The sequence below is a fragment of the Chitinivorax tropicus genome (genome assembly GCF_014202905.1).
Classification (GTDB): Bacteria; Pseudomonadota; Gammaproteobacteria; order Burkholderiales; family SCOH01; genus Chitinivorax; species Chitinivorax tropicus.
Genome location: NZ_JACHHY010000001.1, coordinates 269665 through 287523 on the forward strand (window position 1 = coordinate 269665; position 17859 = coordinate 287523).

Here is a 17859-nt window from a genome sequence, read left to right on the forward strand (position 1 = left end):
ATGCTGCAACCCAGTCGCCTCCTGCTTTACCTGTTGCTGGCCCTGCTGGCCCTCTCGATCGCCGCCATCCCCTGGCCCGACGCATTGAACGAGCCATGGCGTATCGCACTGCTTCTGCTGATGAGTGCCGTGGCGCTGGATGCGATCCTCATCTGGCGCGCACCACAAACCATGCAGGCTGAACGCCACCTGGCTGGCGTGATCCCGGTGGGCGTGGAATCGACCGTCACCCTGACCTTACGTCAGACCGGCACCCTGCCGGTGCGGGTCACATTGTTCGACCACTACCCGGTCGAGCTGCACTGTGAGGATTTTCCGATCACGCTGCGCTTGGCAGGACGGCAGGGCAGCAGCCTGCAGTACCGCATCCGAGCCAATCAACGCGGCAGTTTCCAGTTTGGCCGGGTCGAGGCCCAGGTCGGCAGCCCGCTGGGCCTATGGCGACGGACGATCTGGCTGGGTGCCGAGCAATCCATCCGGGTCTATCCCAACTTCGCCAAGGTCTCGGGCTACGCGCTGCTGGCCACCGCCAACCGGCTCAGCCTGTTGGGTGTGCTACAGCGCCGCCGCCGTGGAGAAGGCCTGGAGTTCCACCAGCTCCGCGAATACCGCGAAGGCGACAGCCAGCGGCAGATCGACTGGAAAGCCACCGCCCGCATGCGCAAACTGATTTCACGTGAATATCAGGACGAACGCGACCAGCAGGTCATGTTCCTGCTGGATTGTGGCCGTCGCATGGCCGCCCAGGATGGCGAGCTGTCGCATTTCGATCACGCGCTGAATGCCCTGCTGCTATTAGGCCACGTCGCATTGCGCCAAGGTGATGCCGTGGGGCTGATGACCTTCGCCAGCGACACCCCACGCTTTGTTGCACCGCGCAAGGCCAAATCGACAACCAGCCTGCTCATGGACACCCTATTCGACTTGCAACCTGGCAAGCTGTCTCCGGATTATCTCAGGGCCGCCCTCGATCTGACCACGCAGGTGAAGCGCCGTGCCTTGGTCATCGTCGTCACCAGCCTGCGTGATGAAGACAGCGACAGCCTGCTGCCAGCACTGAAGCTACTGCGGGAACGACACCTGGTGGTAATGGCCAGCCTGCGTGAAGAGGCACTCGACCTAAGCCGCCAGACCGTCGATACATTGGAGCAGGCGCTGCAATTCGCCGCCACTGTCGATTACAACCAGCGGCGAGCCCATGCACTGCGCCAGCTGACCGCCAGTGGTGCGCGTTGCCTGGATGTCGAGCCCGCACAGCTACCACTGTCGTTGGTCAACCGCTATCTGGAACTCAAGCAAAGCCACGCGTTGTAGCCGCCATTATCCAGGGCGGGCGTCAGCCTATATGGTTTCATGGATTGCAAAAGCCTAGTAAAATAGTCGGTTGATCATTACCCTTGACAGCCGAATCCTCCATGCAAGTGCTTCTCGCCAACCCTCGCGGTTTCTGTGCCGGTGTCGATCGCGCCATCGCCATTGTTGAACGTGCCCTACAACAATTTGGCGCCCCGATCTATGTGCGCCATGAGGTGGTGCACAACAAATTCGTGGTCGAAGACCTCAAACGCAAAGGCGCGATCTTTATCGAGGATCTGGCGGAAGTCCCGGCGGGCAGCACCTTGATCTTCAGCGCCCACGGTGTGTCACAGGCCGTTCGTCAAGAGGCGGAATCCCGTGGATTGAAGGTATTTGATGCCACCTGTCCGCTGGTGACCAAGGTGCACGTCGAGGTGAAAAAAATGCGCGAGGGGGGCTATGAGATCGTCATGATCGGCCACAAAGGCCACCCTGAAGTCGAAGGCACGATGGGGCAGGCCGATGGCGGCATGTATCTGGTCGAGACTGTTGACGATGTCGCAAGCCTGCAGGTCAACTCACCCGACAAATTGGCCTATGTGACCCAGACCACGCTATCCGTCGATGACGCAGCAGCTGTCGTCAACGCATTGCGGGTGCGCTTCCCAGCCGTCATCGGCCCCAAGAAGGACGACATCTGCTATGCCACGCAGAATCGTCAGGATGCCGTCAAGAAACTGTCTGCCGAAGCCGATGTCGTGGTCGTGGTCGGCTCACCGAACAGCTCCAATTCGAACCGCTTACGCGAAGTGGCCGAGAACCTTGGCCGAGCGGCCTATATGGTCGATAACGCAGAACAGATCCGGGCTGAATGGTTTGGTGCTGGGCAACGTGTCGGCGTCACCGCTGGCGCATCGGCCCCAGAAGTATTGGTACAGGCGGTGATCGCCAGGATTCGTGAACTGGGTGCAAGCTCGGTCGAAGAGCTGCAAGGCGTCGAGGAGAACATCGTCTTCTCGCTGCCCAAGGGCCTGAACCAGCCCGCCACCTGACGCCCATTGAAAAAGCAACAGGCCCAGCCTAAAGCCGGGCCTGTCCTGCCGTCTTGTCAGCCATCATTGCAGATGAGCTGATGCCAGTAAGCACAACGCCACCAGATCAGCCAACCTGGCCGCCTCAAAGAAGCCGGGCCGGTTATCCTCTGCATCCATGATGCCCAACACCTGTCCCTGCCCACCCAGAATCGGCAGGCAGGCCTCTGATACGACAGCAGGGTCACAAGTGTAATAGGCGCCACCACCGGCCACATGTGCCGACACATCTCCAATCACCCGCGCCCGCCCTGACAGGCCAACTGAGCTGTTGGTGGAATGGCGGGCAAATGTTTCGGTCAGTGGGAAAATCGCACGGCTAGGCTTGCCACGGTATGCCAACTTCACCAGACAGTCATCACCTTGCAGGCTACGGCGCTGATACACGCCAATCCAGCCAATCTGATGTCGCTCCTGCAGCGCCGCCACCCAGCCATCCAAACGGCCCAGCCACTGGCGCAATGCCACAGTATCGGCACCCAACACAGGCTGCAGATCAAACGGCTCGGGCGATAACACATCAAACAAGGAGCAGCTGCCATCCTCACTCAACACTGGCACAGCATATTGCAGTGCCACCGCATCTGGAACGGTCACCGGCGTGGCCTGAAGCCACGCCACCGCCTGCTGCACCCCACCCTCAAAGCCGGGTTGATCCAGATAGGCCTGCAGGCCCGCCCGCCGAAGATATTCAACAACCACCTGATGATCCACCTTCACTTGTTTTCATCCATCCGGTCTACAGGGTGACACCGGCCCATTTCAACAGGCGCTGCACTTCCTGCGGCTCCAGCTCAGTCCAGGTGCCGCGTTTGAGTCGGCCAGGCAAAGCAATCGGCCCAAAACGGACACGGATCAGGCGACTGACCGTGGCACCGAAGTGTTCGAACATCCGCCGCACCTCGCGATTGCGTCCTTCACGTAACACCACCCGGTACCAGTGATTGCGCCCCTCCCCGCCTTGATCAGAGATATGCTGGAAATGCGCGGGGCCATCTTCCAGCTCGATCCCCTTGGTGGCCTCCTTCATCTGTTCCGGCGTCAACTCACCCAGGACCCGCACTGCATATTCACGATCCACCTCAAACCGGGGGTGCATCATCTTGTTGGCCAGCTCACCGGAAGTCGTGAAGATCAACAGTCCGCTGGTATTGAAATCCAGCCGCCCAACCGCCACCCATTTACTGCTTTGCACGGCTGGCAGCCGGTCGAATACGGTGGTTCGACCATCCGGATCATCACGACTGACCAGCTCGCCCTCCTGCTTGTGGTAAATGATCACACGCGGCAAACGATCCGGCCATTTCAGAAAGACATTCTTACCATCCACCCTGACCTTATCGCCGTAAGCGACCTTCTGGCCCAGTGTTGCCACCGCGCCATTGACCTCGACCTTGCCTGCTGCAATCAATTCCTCCATCTCACGGCGGGAGCCCAGGCCAGTCAACGCCAGGATTTTCTGCAGCCGCATATCATCGAGCCTGCTCGGGTCGATGCGGTGCTCACGCAGATCTTGGGCGCGCTTTTGTTCCTTGAGCGAACCAACTCGCTCGCGCATCTTTTTGGCACGCGGCACGCCACGACTGTCGCGTTGCGGACGGCGAGGTGAGGAAAAACCATCGCTGTCAGCACCTTCCACCACTTCATCCCGCGAGGCGCGTTGGCGCCCCTCGGCCACTTGGCGTCGATGTTCGTCCGATGTCTCGATATCCATGGCCACCCGGCGGCGGCCCCGCTCCTGACGGCCACCATCCATACTCCAATCACTGCGGGCTTGCGACTGCCGGCCTATACCATGGCTCGTCGGGGCAGCGGGAGCTGGCCCACCACGGCCTTGACGGGGTGGGCGTCGTCCTTGGCTGTTGTCCAGATTATCGGTGCCCGGGGTCACGGCGCGGGCTCGCGAGGTATCAGGGGTGCGGCTCCGGCCACCCGCGACACGGTCACTTGGCGTGCCAGTGCGGAAAAACTGCTGTGTGTTGCGCGGTGCGCGATTATTCGATCTGCTCAATTCGGGATTCCTCAGGGATCACGAGCTGGCCCAGCTCTGCCAGGGGTGGCAGATCTTTCAGTGAATTCAGGCCCAGGTCGTCAAGAAATTTTTTGGTAGTGGCATACAAGCCAGGCCGCCCTGGCACTTCTTTATAGCCAATCACATCAATCCAGCCACGGGTTTCCAATGCCTTTATGACATTGGTTGATACCGACACGCCGCGAATCTGTTCGATATCGCCCCGCGTAACGGGCTGTCGGTAGGCAATGATGGCCAAGGTCTCCATCACCGCTCGGGAATAACGCGGTGGTTTTTCCGGGCTCAATCGTTCTATGTGGCCCATGTATTCCGGCCTGACGCGAAAACGCCAGCCCCCGGCCAGCTCAACCAGCTCGATGGCCCGCCCCTGCCAATCCTGCCGTAATTCCGCAACGGCTCTACGAATGGCATCAGCAGGCACATCCACATCGAAAAGCCGTTTTATATCAAAAACATTCAACGGCTCGCCAGCTGCAAACAATGCAGCCTCGATGACCAATTTGAGGTGGGAGTGGGTGGTCAATGCAACTATCCGGAACGAGGGCTGAACATCAGCCCAATCTTGGGCTGATCAGGCAAACCGCGTATTTTAACGCCCAACGCGTTGTCGGCATAGCCATATGCACGGTTTCCTCATCCAGCCCGCTCACATCAAGCCACGGCATGCGCCCTGCCCGGCGTACTGTTGGCCAGGCTGCAGGCAGGCATGACCTCAGGCCGGTTCCATGGCGGTCGTGGATTGATCTGCCGCCACACTCAGTCGCACATAGATCGGCGCATAGGGTTGTGCTTGTGTCACAAACACCAGGCTTTCCTTGACCAACTCCAAAACCGCGATGAAATTGACCACCAACACCGGGCGACTCGCCTGCTGTACAAACAATTCATGAAAAGCCAAAAACCGGCCATCCGCCAACAACCGAAGAATCCGGGTCATATGCTCTCGCACCGACAGTTCCTCCCGCGTCACCTTATGGCTGGTATTGGCTTTTGTACGGGCAATGATGGCCATCCAGGCTGATCGCAGGTCGTCGATATCCACCTCTGGCAAGCGCTGTACCGCCACCCGGTCGATCATGGCTTGCGCCCAGGCGAAATCCCGCTCGGCTTGTGGCAATTGATCCAGGTTGTAAGCCGCCAGTTTCATCTGCTCATATTCCAACAGGCGGCGCACCAGCTCCGCACGCGGGTCTAGCCCCTCGTCGCCCTCCACCTCGGCAGGCCTTGGCAGCAACATCCTGGATTTGATCTCGATCAGCACCGCCGCCATCAGCAGATACTCTGCTGCCAACTCCAGCCGGTTCTGCTGCATAAGTTCAATATACTCCATATATTGCGCCGTGATGCGCGCCATGGGGATATCGATCACATTGATGTTCTGTTTGCGGATCAGGTACAGCAGCAGATCCAGTGGACCCTCAAAGGCCTCCAGAAACACCCGCAGTGCATCAGGCGGGATGTACAGATCCTTGGGCAGTTCGGTGACTGGCTCACCAAACAGGCTGGCGATCGGTGCCAGTGCTGGATTGCTGTCGTCGCTAGGCAAGATATCCATCAAGCAGGCACCCGCTCACGGGCAGGCCGACTGCCCAGCCAGGCACCACTCAGGATCAGCCCTAGGGCAACCAGAGCAGGCCAGCTCAGGGCTGCCCCACCGGTCACGACCAACAAAGCGGTTGATAGCAATGGCGTCAGGTAAGCCAAGGTGCCGATCACCCGTGGATCACCCTTTTTCAGAGCCGCATCCCACAGAAAGAACGCCGCACCCAGCGGCCCCGCCCCCAACAGCAGCAGCAATGCCCATTGCTCGGCAGAAGGTGAATAAGCGGGCTCCAACAGTACATGACAAATTAAGGACAACAGCCCCGACACGGCGGCAAAGCCACCGATGGCGCTGGTCGGAAAGGCCGGCAAGCGCTTGGTCAACAGTGAATAGACAGCCCAGATCAAAGCAGCCAGCATTGCCAGACCATAACCCGCCCAATCTGCCATGGGCGTGGCGACCTGCCCGCCACCTGTGACCAACAAAGCCGCCCCGGTAAAACCCAGCACCCCGCCACCGACCTGCGGCAGGCTCAGGCGATAACCGGTCAATACCACAGGGGACAACACCACCAACAGCAAAGGCCACAGGTAGTTGAGCAGATTCACCTGCACTGGCGCTGCCCAGCGTAAGGCCAGGAACAGGCAAAAATGATAGCCAAACAGCCCCGCGACCCCCACCACGAGCGTCCCCAAAGGCACCCGCCAACTCCCAATGCGATGGATGCTCCCCAGGCTACCGACCAACAAGCTGATACCAACCAACATGAAAGGCGGCACCTGGGCCAGTTTCACACCCAGTGATGCCAGACTGGCCCATAACAAGATGGCGGCCAGCGCAAGCTGGTTGGCACGATCAAGTCTCATCGCGTGAGGATTTGGGCAGCAGGCGACCGACATTGCCTACCTCTGGAATCGATGGTGATCTCGCGACCAACATCAGCACACCCAGCAGAATCATCAGCACTGACCATTGCGCGCCAAATCTCAGGTCTAAATATTGGCGGAGAAACGTGGTGATACCTCCCCCAATCAGCAGCGGGCCGACCACCACAGAGCTCTTGTTGATGCCATCGAGCAGTAGCACCGCGACACCGGCAGCAGTCAGGGCGGTGATCCAGAACCAGTTCACCTCAGGAAAGACATGGAATTCATCCAGCAGCCACGCCAAACCGATAACGATCAAAGCAACAGGTATCAAAGCTGATTTCATGCACACCTCCTGACACAGTCGACGAATGGACACTTTTACATCAACTGTAATTCAGGCCCATGGCCTCGCGTACATCACGCATGGTTTCCTGAGCCAGTTTACGCGCTTTGTCACAGCCATCTGCGATGATGTTCTTCACCAGTGTCGGATCATCCAGATAGTGTTGCGCCCGCTCCCGCATCGGTTCCTGCTCCTTCAGCACAGCCTCGATCACGGGCTGCTTGCATTCGATACAGCCAATCCCCGCGCTCTTACAGCCTTGTTGAACCCATTCGCGCGTCGTTTCACCCGAGTACACCTCGTGCAACTGCCACACCGGGCACTTGGCCGGATCACCCGGATCGGTGCGGCGGACACGCTGTGGATCGGTAGGCATGGTGCGGATCTTTTTGGTCACCGATTCAGCATCTTCGCGCAGTGTGATGGTATTTCCATAGGATTTGGACATCTTCTGCCCATCCAACCCAGGCATTCTGGATGCAGCGGTCAGCAACGCCCCCGGCTCGGACAGGATCATCTTGCCGCCGCCCTCCAGGTAGCCAAACAGACGTTCACGGTCACCCAGGCTCAAATTCTGCTGCTCTGCCAGCAATGCCCTGCCTGCCTCCAGCGCTTCGACATCACCATGCTCCTGATACCGGCCACGCAGCTCGACATATTGTTTGGCTTTTTTGCCGCCCATCTTCTTGATGGCCGCCTCGGCCTTTTCCTGATAACCCGGCTCACGGCCATACAGGTGATTGAAGCGACGCGCCACCTCGCGGGTCAGCTCGATATGTGGCACCTGATCCTCCCCCACCGGCACCTGATTGGCGCGGTAGATCAAGATGTCAGCGGACTGCAACAAGGGATAGCCTAGAAAGCCATAGGTTGCGAGATCCTTCTGGCTCAGCTTTTCTTGCTGGTCTTTATACGTGGGCACCCGCTCCAGCCAGCCCAGTGGCGTCATCATCGACAGCAAAAGGTGCAGCTCCGCATGCTCCGGCACCCGTGATTGGATGAACAGAATGGCCTGGGCCGGGTCCACCCCAGCCGCCAACCAGTCAATCACCATGTCCCAGACGCTCTTCTCAATGATCTGCGGATCGTCATAGTTGGTGGTCAGCGCATGCCAATCCGCCACAAAGAACAAGCATTCATATTCACTTTGCAGCTTGACCCAGTTCTTCAATACGCCATGATAATGGCCCAGGTGCAGACTACCGGTCGGGCGCATGCCCGAGAGGACGCGGTCTTGAAACATGTTGTATTCCGTCGATCAGTTTGATTTAGAGAAAAAGCATTAACAATTTGAAGGTGATCGCGATCAAGGGCTGCATCAGGGCCGTCAACAACCCCGTCGCCATCAGTCCGATCAGGATGAACATGCCATAAGGCTCGATGCCTGCCAGCGGCTGTGCCAAGCTTCTCGGCAACAACCCAACTGCGATACGACCACCATCCAACGGTGGAATCGGCAACAGATTCAACACCATGAGTGAAACATTGATACCCACCCCTGCTTGCGCCATATAGGCCAACGGGAGAGAAAAATAGCTGTCCGGATTTGCCATGGCGAGCTTCAACATCAGCACCCAGCCAATGGCCATCGCCAGATTGGACGCAGGGCCGGCGCCAGCCACCCACACCATGTCGCGAAGCGGATGCCTCAAGCGCCGGAAATCGACCGGCACCGGCTTGGCCCATCCGAAAAGAAAGCCCCCCAAAGCCAAACATACCATCGGCAGCAATATTGTCCCCACCCAGTCGATATGCCGAATCGGGTTCAGACTCAATCGTCCTAACTCGGCAGCTGTCCGATCCCCGAAACGCATGGCGGCATAAGCATGGGCAGCCTCGTGCATGGTGATGGCAAACAGCACCGGTATTGCGTAGACACAAATCTTCTGGATCAGGTTAAGTTCGTCCATGATCACTCCAAACCCAATGGCTTGAGACTGCCATTGCCTTGCCGAATCAATACGGGTGCGCCTTCAGTCAAATCGACCACCGTTGTCGGCTCCACACCACAGTACCCCCCATCCAACACCAGATCCACCTGATGCTCAAGCAAATCACGGATTTCGTAAGGATCAGTCTGCGGAAACTCATCACCCGGCAACAGCAGGGTTGATGAAAGCAAGGGCTCACCCAGCTCAGCCAACAATGCCTGCGTCACCACATGCTCTGGCACGCGCAAGCCGATGGTATTACGCTTTGGATGCTGCAGCCGCCTGGGAACCTCCTTGGTCGCCTGCAGCAAAAAGGTATAACAGCCAGGTGTGGTGGCTTTGAGCAGGCGAAATTGCGCATTATCGACCCGGGCATAGGTTGCCAATTCACTCAAATCCCGGCAGACCAACGTGAAGTGATGCTTATCATCGACTTGCCGGATCTGCCGGATGCGCTCGACTGCATCTTTATTGCCGATCTGGCAGCCGATTGCGTAGCAGGAGTCGGTCGGGTAGATCACCACCCCACCATCACGGATGATCTTGACCGCCTGCGAGATCAAGCGTGCCTGAGGATTCTCAGGATGAACAGAGAAAAATTGTGCCATGAATTATTGTGATGAGAATTGAGTTTCAGCTGGCCAATGGCAAGCCGGGCCAGTCATGCCAGATGGGCGTCACATTGGCAGGTAAGGCCGGCAGCGTGCCCAGATCGCACCAACCATCCGCCGGACTATGGAAATCGGAACCACATGAAGCCAGCAACTGATGCTCGACACACAACCGGGCAAATTGGCTGACATGTTCTGCGGTGTGATTGGACGTGACCACCTCGATGGCTTCACCACCCGCCTCTTTGAATTGCGTAATCAACGCCAACATCCGGGCCTTACCGATTTCATAACGGCCTGGGTGGGCAAGCACAGCCTGGCCACCCGCAGCCCTGATCCAGGCAACCACATCAACCAGCTCTGCCCATTGATGGGAGACATAACCAGGCTTTCCTTTGACCAGATATTTCTTGAAAGCCGTTTTGACATCCTTCACATGCCCTTGTTCAACCAGAAAGCGAGCAAAATGCGTCCGCCCGACCATTTCCTTATTGTCAGCCAGCGCCAGTGCCCCATCGAAAGCACCCTTGATGCCAACCCGTTCCAGATCAAGCCCCATCGCCTCAGCGCGGCGGACACGCCCACTACGCACCTGCGCCAGACCAGCTTGCAGACTGGCATTGGTCGGGTCCACATTCAGCCCGACGATATGCACGGTCAAACGATCCCAGGTCACCGACACCTCGACACCCGGAACAAAACGCATGCCTGCGCCCTCAGCCGCAGCACGCGCCTCCGCCAAGCCCTGCAGTTCGTCATGGTCGGTCAACGCCCACACCTCGCAGCCCCGACTGGCAGCACGCGCGGCGACCTCAGCTGGCGCAAGCGCCCCATCAGAACAATTGGAATGGCAGTGCAAATCGATTTTGAGCATGGTAAACCAACAGAATGAATCTCCGACATGGTAACAAACTCCAGCACGGGCACCAAACCAAGCCCAACCCAAAGACCATCGATCAAGTCTATTTGAACCTTTATCTTGCATATCATGGACAATCGTTTGCACCCGCTGCATAATCGCCCGCTATGAAATTTCTGTTCGACTTATTCCCGATCATTCTGTTTTTTGTGACGTACTTTGTGACGGACAAAGACATCTTTGCCGCCACAGCCGTCACGATTGCCGCCACGATTGCCCAAGTCGCCTGGATGTGGTTCAAGCACCGCAAAGTGGATGGCATGCTATTGCTGTCGCTGTTCTTGGTGGTTGGCCTGGGCAGCCTGACCTTGGTTTTCCACAACAAAACCTTCATCATGTGGAAACCCACGGCACTTTACTGGGCTTTTGCCGTCACATTGGCAGGTGCCAAGCTGGCGCTGGGTAAGAATCTGATCCGCTCCGTCATGGAAAAACAGATGACCTTGCCCGAGCCGATCTGGTCCCGACTGATGTGGTCTTGGGCTGGCTTTTTCGTATTCATGGGTGCGCTCAACTTGTTTGTCGCATTCAGATTCAGCGAAGAAACCTGGGTCAAGTTCAAGATGTTTGGCGGTCTGGGCCTCATGCTCGTGTTCGTTGTCCTGCAAAGCATGATGCTGGCTAAATACATTGAAGACACACCGGAGAAAAACGACTGATGTGGTACGTCATGATAGGCACCGATGCGCCGGATGCCCTTGAAAAGCGCCTGCGGGTTCGCCCTGAGCATCTCGCACGGCTGCAGACCCTGCAGAATGAAGGTCGCCTGCTGGTTGCAGGCCCGTGCCCAGCCATCGACAGCCCCGATCCTGGGCCTGCCGGATTCAGCGGCAGCATCGTCATTGCCGAGTTTGAATCCCTTACCGCTGCAGAGCAGTGGTTCCAGCAGGACATCTATGTCAAGGAAGGTGTTTTCAGCCAGATCGCGGTGAAACCCTTCAAAAAGGTATTGCCTGCATGAATGGCAGTACCGACCTGCTGATGCGGGAGCGTTTACAAGCGCTTTCGCCAGAGTTGATCGACATCCAGGATGAGTCATCGCAGCATATCGGCCACGAAGGAGCCAAAGGCGGTGGTGGACATTACTGGATGACCATCGTATCAGCGGCATTCGTCGGCCAAAGCCGCATCGAACGCCATCGTCTGATCTACCAAGCGTTGGGGGACTTGATGCAGACACGCATCCATGCTTTGAGCATCAAGGCTTACGCTCCGGAAGAGATGTAATACCCAAGACACTATTCACTTTTATTCAGGACTCACAACACATGAAACTGACTACCCGTTTGATCGTTGCAATGACCGCCGGCGCGCTGGCTGCTGCTGCCGTTGCAGAAGAATCCAAGCCCGCCAACGGCAATGTTGCCGTGGTCAACGGCGTTGCCATCCCCCAAGCCAAGCTGGATGCGCAACTGAAAGTGTTGGCTGCCCGCGGCCAGAAGGACTCACCCGAGCTGCGCAACGCAGTCAAAGACAGCCTGATCACCGGCATGCTGATCGAGCAGGAAGCGGCCAAAAAAGGCCTGGATAAGGCGCCTGAAGTACAAGCCGAGCTGGAAGTAGCTCGCCAGGGTGTATTGTTCCGTGCATTCGTTCAAGACTACTTCAAGAGCCACCCAGTGGCTGATGCCGAGATCAAGGCTGAGTATGACAAGTTCAAGGAACAGCAAAGCGCCAATGGCAAAGAATATCGTGCCCGCCACATCCTGGTGAAGGAAGAAAAGCAGGCCAAGGACATTCTGGCGCAGCTGAAAAAGGGCGCCAAGTTTGATCAACTGGCCAGCAAGCTGTCCGAAGACAAAGGCTCTGCTGCCAAAGGTGGCGATCTGGACTGGAGCGCACCTTCCAATTACGTGAAGCCGTTTGCCGATGCGCTGGTCAAGCTGCAAAAGGGTCAAGTGACCGAAGAGCCAGTCAAGAGCGAATTCGGCTATCACATCATCAAGCTGGAAGACGCCCGCAATACCCCGGTTCCTTCACTGGATGAGCTGAAACCGCAGATCTCCCAGTTCCTGCAGCAAAAGCAACTGGAAAATCTGATGAAAGACCTGCGAGCCAAGGCCAAGGTTGAATAAGCCAGCCACAGCATGCAAATGAAAAAAGGGGCGAAAGCCCCTTTTTTATTGCTTCAACCCATGAAAATGCCACCTGATTCAATCAGGCGGCATCTCCGGTGAGCCTTCACCACCCGATCATGCGGTGGTTTCAGCCTTTTGACGCAAGCGGATACCCACCTCACGCAGCTGCTTTTCATCGACCTCGTTAGGTGCATTGGTAAGCAGACATTGCGCACGCTGGGTTTTCGGGAAAGCAATCACATCACGGATCGATTCCGCGCCGGTCATCAATGTCACCAGGCGATCCAGACCAAATGCCAAGCCACCATGCGGGGGCGCGCCGAATTTCAGGTTGTCCAGCAGGAAGCCAAACTTATTCTGTGCCTCTTCCGGGCCAATCTTCAAGGCATCAAATACCTTCGATTGCACCTCAGCACTGTGAATACGCACCGAACCACCACCGATCTCCCAGCCGTTCAGCACCATATCATAAGCGCGTGCGCGGCATGCGCCGGGGTTGGATGTCAGCCAGTCTTCATGACCGGGTTTCGGGCTGGTGAATGGGTGATGGCACGCAACCCAGCGGTCGCCATCCTCGTCATGTTCGAACATCGGGAAATCCACCACCCACAGCGGGCGCCATGCCTTGACGAAATAGCCCCCTGCTTCACCTTTTTCATGACCGATCTTGATACGTAACGCACCAATGGCCTCATTGACCACCTTGGCCTTGTCCGCGCCAAAGAAGATCAAGTCACCATTTTCAGCCCCCGTGCGCTCGATGATGGCCGCTAACGACGCCTCGGTCAGGTTCTTAACGATAGGTGACTGCAAGCCGGTATCGTTCAGCTGAGTTTTGTCATTGATCTTGATATAGGCCAGGCCCTTGGCACCATAGATGCTGACAAATTGTGTGTAGGTATCAATCTCGGAACGGCTCAATGCCGCGCCGCCAGGAATGCGCAAACCAACCACGCGACCGCCATCCATATTGGCAGCCCCGCTGAATACTTTGAAGGGCACGTCCTTCATCACATCGGTCAGCTCGGCAAATTTCAGTGACACACGCAGATCGGGCTTATCCGAGCCATAGTAGAACATGGCATCATCGTAAGTCATGCGTGGGAACTGACCCAGATCCACACCGATCGCCTCCTTGAACACATGCACCGCCATGGATTCGGTGATGTCCATGATCTGCTCTTCATCCAGAAACGATGTTTCCAAGTCGATCTGGGTGAATTCTGGCTGGCGATCAGCCCGCAGGTCTTCATCACGGAAACATTTGGTGATCTGGTAGTAGCGATCAAAACCCGCCACCATCAGCAGCTGCTTGAACAGCTGTGGCGATTGCGGCAGGGCGAAGAATTGCCCCGGGTGCACGCGGGATGGCACCAGATAGTCACGCGCACCTTCTGGTGTCGAACGAGTCAGCATCGGCGTCTCGATATCGATGAATCCTGCCGAATCCAGATAGTTGCGCACCAACAGCGCAACCTTATAACGCAAGCGCAGATTGCGCTGCATCTCCGGGCGGCGCAGATCCAGCACACGATGCAACAGGCGGGTGTTTTCCGACAGATTGTCGTCATCCATCATGAAAGGCGGTGTCACTGATGGATTCAGGATCTCGATCGCCTTGGCCAGCACTTCGATTTGACCTGAAATCAGGTTTGAATTGGTCGTGCCTTCCGGGCGGTGGCGGACCTTGCCCTGGATCTGCACCACGAATTCATTGCGCAGCTTGTCAGCTGTTTCGAAGGCTTCCTTGGTATCCGGGTCAACGACCACTTGGACCAAGCCTTCGCGGTCGCGCAAGTCGATGAAAATGACGCCGCCGTGGTCACGACGACGGTGCACCCAGCCTTGCAGGGTGACGATTTGATCCAGATATTGTGTGTCGATCAGACCGCAGTAGTTGGTACGCATTTTTTCTAACCTGATGGATGGGATTTGAAAAAAGGAAGACCGGCTGGATTAGCCGGCATTCGAATTCGAATGATTTCCGCCGGGCGCGACGACGCCCATCGAAATAATGTACTTCAGTGCTTCGTCAACGCTCATATCGAGTTCGACGACATCTTGGCGCGGCATCATGAGAAAGAAGCCAGACGTGGGGTTGGGCGTGGTCGGCACATAGACGCTGACATAGTCGCCCTGCAGATGACGCGCCACATCCCCACCAGGCGTGCCGGTCAGAAAGGCGATCGTCCAAGCACCTTGTCGGGGGTATTGCACCAACAAGGCTTTTCGGAACGCCTGCCCGCTGCTTGAGAACAACGTATCGGATACTTGTTTGACGCTGGTATAGATAGATTTGAAGATCGGGATCTGTTGAAACAGCCGATCCCAGAAATCAACCAGCCGCCGCCCCAGAATATTGGCGGTCAACAGCCCGGACAGAAACACCACCAACACGGTCAGGATGGCGCCCAGGCCGGGTATGTCGTGCCCGAACAGTTGTTTCGGGTGGATCTGCGCCGGCAACAGATTCAGGCTCTGGTCCATCATGCCGATCAGGCTATAAAGCACCCACAGCGTGATGCCCAGTGGCACCCAGATCAAGAGCCCGGTGATGAAATATTTTTTCATTCAGTCATTCATGCTCAATGACAGGCACAGCTGCCGCCACAAGGCGTGCTGGCGGGTGCGCTCTCTGTCGTGCTGGAGGCGGACGATGCAGCCGTGCTGCTCGCCCCGCCTTTGAAATCGGTCGCATACCAACCAGAGCCTTTCAATTGGAAACCGGCTGCGGTCAGCATTTTAGAAAATGTCGCCTGATTGCAGGCGGGGCAAACAGTCAATGGCGCATCGCTCATCTTCTGCATGACTTCTTTCTGATGGCCACAGCCTGAGCAACGGTATTCATAGATCGGCATGATCATGCTCCTGACAACAAATCACTAATGCAATAACAAGATACGGTCGGCATGTGGAAGGCGCTCTGGCCACCTGGCACCACATACCAAACCTATTTACAGAGCCGTGCAGTATATCATCGAGATCGGAAAGTCCCCAAGATGGCGCTGCATTTTACAAATGATGGTCAAGGGGCTGGTATTTCAGTTGGCGCGATCGGTTCGGTCGGGTTTGCCGCTGTACGCCGATGGGCAATCTGCGTAAAAAAACGGGGCACCACGCTGCCATCCCGCGTTTTCAACATCGGTGGCAGGCTTTGCCAGATACGTTTGCCATAGGGCTTGTCCACCAAGCGCGTGTCGCAGATGATCAAGACCCCCGTATCCCGCTCATCGCGGATCAGGCGCCCTGCCCCTTGCTTGAGCGTGATGGCAGCCCGTGGCAATTGATATTCGATGAAGGCATTGCGCCCTGCTTTATTGATTTGATCCACCCGCGCCGACAGTACCGGGTCATCGGGTGGGGCGAACGGCAGCTTGTCGATGACCACCAGCTGCAGGGCATCCCCTTTGACGTCAATTCCCTCCCAAAAGGTCTGGCTGGCCACCAGGATGGCGTGCTCCGAGGCGCGGAACCGCTCCAGCAATTCGGTGCGCGAGCCTTCTCCTTGCAGCAGCAGGGGATAATCCAGCCCCTCTTCGGCCAGGCGAGCCTTCACCAGCTCGTGCGCTTCCCGCATGGCCCGCAGGCTGGTGAACAACAGGAACGCCCGTCCCTCGCTGGCCTTCAAGGCTGGCCAGGCTTCATTGACCACGGCGGCGGTGAATTCGCGGGAGTTGGGCTCTGGCATGTGCTTGGGCACGTAAAGCAGGGCTTGGGATTTGTAATCGAATGGGCTGTCCCAACAACCAGTTTCGGCATCGAACAACCCCAGCTCGTAACAATAATGTTTGAAATCACCATTGACCGCCAAGGTGGCGGAAGTGAAGATCCATGCCCGTTTCTGGATGTTGATCTGCTTGCGGAACACCTCCGCCACGTCCAAAGGGGTGCTGTTCAACTGAAAGGCGTGGCTGAACACATCAACCCACAGCACCGACGGGATGGCAGCGCTGTTTTTCTGCTCGCCCTCTGTTTCCGAGGGCGTTTCCGCCGCGCCGACCTGCCATGCGTGCAGCAGGTCATTTAGCGCCATGGCACGTTCATGGCAGTTCTTGAGCCCCTCGCCCCGCTCTGCCTGGATTTCCAGCAGATTCAACAGATCGATCAATGCAGCGGCCAGATCGGTCAACGCCTGATTGAATGGCACATTATCAGCCAGCGCATGCTTGGGCAGGCGGACATTGTCTTGCTCGAACGCCAGCCGGAAGTCCTTGACCGCCTTCTCCAGCTTGCCACAGGCGACGGGCAGCGCCGGAAAGTCCTTGGCCTCGGTCAGGGCCTCGGCGCGGCTGTCTCTTGCAAGCTCCAGCAATTGGCCGCTCGACAGGTTGTCACCAAAGAACAGGCTGGCCACCTCCGGCAGTTGATGGGCCTCATCGAAAATCACCGTATTGCAGGCTGGCAGCAGCTCTCCTGCTCCTTCGTCGCGCAGCCATACATCCGCGAAGAACAAATGGTGATTGACCACCACCACATCTGCCGCCATGGCTTCCCGTCGGGCCTGCATCACAAAGCACTCTTTGTGGTAAGGGCAGTCTGCGCCCAGGCAGTTTTCCTTGGTCGAGGTAACATGCGACCAGATGGGTGCATTCTCTGGCACCCCGCCACAGCTGCTTTTGTCGCCGGTGGACGTGGTATTGAGAAAAGACCGGATCGTTTGCAGGTGGCGGATATCATCACGCGACATGAAGCGGCCATCCATCGCGGCCTTTTCCAGGTGGTAATGGCAGACGTAATTGGCGCGGCCCTTCAGCAACGCAATGGTGACCGGCACGCTGAGCGCCTGCCTGACCGTGGGGATATCACGTTGGAACAGTTGATCCTGCAGGGTCTTGGTGCCGGTCGAGATGATGACCTTGCCGCCGGATGTCAATGCAGGCACCAGATAGGCATAGGTCTTACCAGTGCCCGTACCGGCCTCGGCCACCAGAATGCCCTGGTTTTCAATTGCCTGCTGCACCGATTGCGCCAGCTCGCACTGCTGGCGCCGTGGACGAAACCCGGCAATGGACTCAGCCAGTGGGCCGGTTTCGCTGAATAGAAAATCCAGATCCGCCATCATCTCACGCTACAATCAAACGCCCAATGGTACCAGATCCTTTACAACGAGCAGACATCGGAACCGGCTCGACACTGACCACGACAC

At 57.3% G+C, this 17859-nt stretch carries 20 protein-coding genes; 6 read left to right on the forward strand and 14 right to left on the reverse strand.

The window, feature by feature from the left end; all coding sequences use genetic code 11:
- The first annotated feature begins 3 nt into the window (after positions 1 to 3).
- Entirely contained in the window at positions 4 to 1314 is a 1311-nt protein-coding gene (locus tag HNQ59_RS01005) for a DUF58 domain-containing protein (RefSeq protein ID WP_184034143.1), read from the forward strand.
- A 101-nt stretch (positions 1315 to 1415) separates the two neighbouring features.
- Positions 1416 to 2348, forward strand: a complete 933-nt coding sequence (ispH, locus tag HNQ59_RS01010; protein WP_184033933.1) for a 4-hydroxy-3-methylbut-2-enyl diphosphate reductase — start codon at positions 1416 to 1418, stop codon at positions 2346 to 2348.
- 63 nt (positions 2349 to 2411) lie between these two features.
- On the opposite strand, the gene HNQ59_RS01015 is transcribed toward ispH, so the two are convergent.
- The 10 genes from HNQ59_RS01015 to HNQ59_RS01060 all read right to left on the reverse strand — a co-directional run bounded on the left by HNQ59_RS01015 (position 2412) and on the right by HNQ59_RS01060 (position 10590).
- Positions 2412 to 3107, reverse strand: coding sequence for a GAF domain-containing protein (locus tag HNQ59_RS01015; RefSeq protein WP_184033936.1), 696 nt, complete (start codon positions 3105 to 3107; stop codon positions 2412 to 2414).
- Positions 3108 to 3126: 19 nt separating this feature from the next.
- Positions 3127 to 4398 carry a 23S rRNA pseudouridine(2605) synthase RluB gene (gene rluB, locus HNQ59_RS01020; RefSeq protein WP_246490796.1) on the reverse strand — a complete coding sequence of 424 codons (1272 nt, stop codon included), beginning with the start codon at positions 4396 to 4398 and terminating at the stop codon, positions 3127 to 3129.
- On the reverse strand, positions 4382 to 4942 hold the full coding sequence (gene scpB, locus HNQ59_RS01025) for an SMC-Scp complex subunit ScpB (RefSeq protein ID WP_221320149.1): 561 nt from the start codon (positions 4940 to 4942) through the stop codon (positions 4382 to 4384). Before scpB ends, rluB begins: the two co-directional genes overlap by 17 nt.
- Positions 4943 to 5131: 189 nt before the next feature.
- Positions 5132 to 5974, reverse strand: a complete 843-nt coding sequence (locus HNQ59_RS01030; RefSeq protein WP_184033940.1) for a segregation and condensation protein A — start codon at positions 5972 to 5974, stop codon at positions 5132 to 5134.
- The gene (locus HNQ59_RS01035; RefSeq protein WP_184033944.1) at positions 5974 to 6828 is read right to left on the reverse strand and encodes a DMT family transporter; all 855 of its coding nucleotides are present in this window, start codon (positions 6826 to 6828) and stop codon (positions 5974 to 5976) included. Before HNQ59_RS01035 ends, HNQ59_RS01030 begins: the two co-directional genes overlap by 1 nt.
- The gene (locus tag HNQ59_RS01040) at positions 6818 to 7174 is read right to left on the reverse strand and encodes a hypothetical protein (RefSeq protein ID WP_184033947.1); all 357 of its coding nucleotides are present in this window, start codon (positions 7172 to 7174) and stop codon (positions 6818 to 6820) included. The genes HNQ59_RS01035 and HNQ59_RS01040 overlap by 11 nt, the downstream gene beginning before the upstream one ends.
- Positions 7175 to 7214: 40 nt before the next feature.
- Entirely contained in the window at positions 7215 to 8417 is a 1203-nt protein-coding gene (locus HNQ59_RS01045; RefSeq protein ID WP_184033950.1) for a tryptophan--tRNA ligase, read from the reverse strand.
- Positions 8418 to 8442: 25 nt separating this feature from the next.
- Entirely contained in the window at positions 8443 to 9084 is a 642-nt protein-coding gene (locus HNQ59_RS01050) for a site-2 protease family protein (RefSeq protein WP_184033953.1), read from the reverse strand.
- 2 nt (positions 9085 to 9086) lie between these two features.
- Positions 9087 to 9713: an L-threonylcarbamoyladenylate synthase gene (locus HNQ59_RS01055; protein WP_184033956.1), complete on the reverse strand. Its 627-nt coding sequence runs from the start codon at positions 9711 to 9713 to the stop codon at positions 9087 to 9089.
- A 25-nt stretch (positions 9714 to 9738) separates the two neighbouring features.
- A complete protein-coding gene (locus tag HNQ59_RS01060; protein ID WP_184033959.1) occupies positions 9739 to 10590 on the reverse strand; it encodes a 3',5'-nucleoside bisphosphate phosphatase in 852 nt (283 codons plus the stop codon).
- A 152-nt stretch (positions 10591 to 10742) separates the two neighbouring features.
- On the opposite strand from HNQ59_RS01060, the gene HNQ59_RS01065 reads away from it, so the two are divergent.
- From HNQ59_RS01065 to HNQ59_RS01080, 4 genes are read left to right on the forward strand one after another with little or no spacing between them, the layout of a single operon-like run.
- The gene (locus tag HNQ59_RS01065; protein ID WP_184033962.1) at positions 10743 to 11294 is read left to right on the forward strand and encodes a septation protein A; all 552 of its coding nucleotides are present in this window, start codon (positions 10743 to 10745) and stop codon (positions 11292 to 11294) included.
- Entirely contained in the window at positions 11294 to 11596 is a 303-nt protein-coding gene (locus tag HNQ59_RS01070; RefSeq protein ID WP_184033965.1) for a YciI family protein, read from the forward strand. The genes HNQ59_RS01065 and HNQ59_RS01070 overlap by 1 nt, the downstream gene beginning before the upstream one ends.
- Positions 11593 to 11862 carry a BolA family protein gene (locus HNQ59_RS01075; RefSeq protein WP_184033968.1) on the forward strand — a complete coding sequence of 90 codons (270 nt, stop codon included), beginning with the start codon at positions 11593 to 11595 and terminating at the stop codon, positions 11860 to 11862. Before HNQ59_RS01070 ends, HNQ59_RS01075 begins: the two co-directional genes overlap by 4 nt.
- A gap of 41 nt (positions 11863 to 11903) precedes the next feature.
- Complete coding sequence (locus HNQ59_RS01080) at positions 11904 to 12710, forward strand: peptidylprolyl isomerase (protein WP_281397155.1); 807 nt, start codon at positions 11904 to 11906, stop codon at positions 12708 to 12710.
- 117 nt (positions 12711 to 12827) lie between these two features.
- Here HNQ59_RS01080 and aspS read toward each other — a convergent pair whose 3' ends face one another.
- The 4 genes from aspS to yoaA form a co-directional block, all read right to left on the reverse strand.
- Entirely contained in the window at positions 12828 to 14621 is a 1794-nt protein-coding gene (gene aspS / locus HNQ59_RS01085; protein ID WP_184033971.1) for an aspartate--tRNA ligase, read from the reverse strand.
- Between the two features lie 48 nt (positions 14622 to 14669).
- On the reverse strand, positions 14670 to 15284 hold the full coding sequence (locus HNQ59_RS01090) for a DUF502 domain-containing protein (RefSeq protein WP_184033974.1): 615 nt from the start codon (positions 15282 to 15284) through the stop codon (positions 14670 to 14672).
- A gap of 14 nt (positions 15285 to 15298) precedes the next feature.
- The gene (locus tag HNQ59_RS01095; RefSeq protein ID WP_184033977.1) at positions 15299 to 15571 is read right to left on the reverse strand and encodes an FmdB family zinc ribbon protein; all 273 of its coding nucleotides are present in this window, start codon (positions 15569 to 15571) and stop codon (positions 15299 to 15301) included.
- 167 nt (positions 15572 to 15738) lie between these two features.
- On the reverse strand, positions 15739 to 17772 hold the full coding sequence (yoaA, locus tag HNQ59_RS01100; protein ID WP_184033980.1) for a DNA repair helicase YoaA: 2034 nt from the start codon (positions 17770 to 17772) through the stop codon (positions 15739 to 15741).
- Positions 17773 to 17859 lie beyond the last annotated feature (87 nt).

What these genes read in the sequence shown, in the direction of transcription:
- HNQ59_RS01050 (WP_184033953.1), bottom strand. Translation starts at nt 9,084, where the DNA reads ATGGACGAACTTAACCTGATCCAGAAGATTTGTGTCTACGCAATACCG.
- HNQ59_RS01060 (WP_184033959.1), bottom strand. Translation starts at nt 10,590, where the DNA reads ATGCTCAAAATCGATTTGCACTGCCATTCCAATTGTTCTGATGGGGCG.
- yoaA (WP_184033980.1), bottom strand. Translation starts at nt 17,772, where the DNA reads ATGGCGGATCTGGATTTTCTATTCAGCGAAACCGGCCCACTGGCTGAG.
- HNQ59_RS01035 (WP_184033944.1), bottom strand. Translation starts at nt 6,828, where the DNA reads ATGAGACTTGATCGTGCCAACCAGCTTGCGCTGGCCGCCATCTTGTTA.
- HNQ59_RS01030 (WP_184033940.1), bottom strand. Translation starts at nt 5,974, where the DNA reads ATGGATATCTTGCCTAGCGACGACAGCAATCCAGCACTGGCACCGATC.
- HNQ59_RS01095 (WP_184033977.1), bottom strand. Translation starts at nt 15,571, where the DNA reads ATGCCGATCTATGAATACCGTTGCTCAGGCTGTGGCCATCAGAAAGAA.
- aspS (WP_184033971.1), bottom strand. Translation starts at nt 14,621, where the DNA reads ATGCGTACCAACTACTGCGGTCTGATCGACACACAATATCTGGATCAA.
- HNQ59_RS01040 (WP_184033947.1), bottom strand. Translation starts at nt 7,174, where the DNA reads ATGAAATCAGCTTTGATACCTGTTGCTTTGATCGTTATCGGTTTGGCG.
- HNQ59_RS01080 (WP_281397155.1), top strand. Translation starts at nt 11,904, where the DNA reads ATGAAACTGACTACCCGTTTGATCGTTGCAATGACCGCCGGCGCGCTG.
- HNQ59_RS01075 (WP_184033968.1), top strand. Translation starts at nt 11,593, where the DNA reads ATGAATGGCAGTACCGACCTGCTGATGCGGGAGCGTTTACAAGCGCTT.
- HNQ59_RS01045 (WP_184033950.1), bottom strand. Translation starts at nt 8,417, where the DNA reads ATGTTTCAAGACCGCGTCCTCTCGGGCATGCGCCCGACCGGTAGTCTG.
- ispH (WP_184033933.1), top strand. Translation starts at nt 1,416, where the DNA reads ATGCAAGTGCTTCTCGCCAACCCTCGCGGTTTCTGTGCCGGTGTCGAT.
- HNQ59_RS01070 (WP_184033965.1), top strand. Translation starts at nt 11,294, where the DNA reads ATGTGGTACGTCATGATAGGCACCGATGCGCCGGATGCCCTTGAAAAG.
- HNQ59_RS01090 (WP_184033974.1), bottom strand. Translation starts at nt 15,284, where the DNA reads ATGAAAAAATATTTCATCACCGGGCTCTTGATCTGGGTGCCACTGGGC.
- HNQ59_RS01055 (WP_184033956.1), bottom strand. Translation starts at nt 9,713, where the DNA reads ATGGCACAATTTTTCTCTGTTCATCCTGAGAATCCTCAGGCACGCTTG.
- HNQ59_RS01065 (WP_184033962.1), top strand. Translation starts at nt 10,743, where the DNA reads ATGAAATTTCTGTTCGACTTATTCCCGATCATTCTGTTTTTTGTGACG.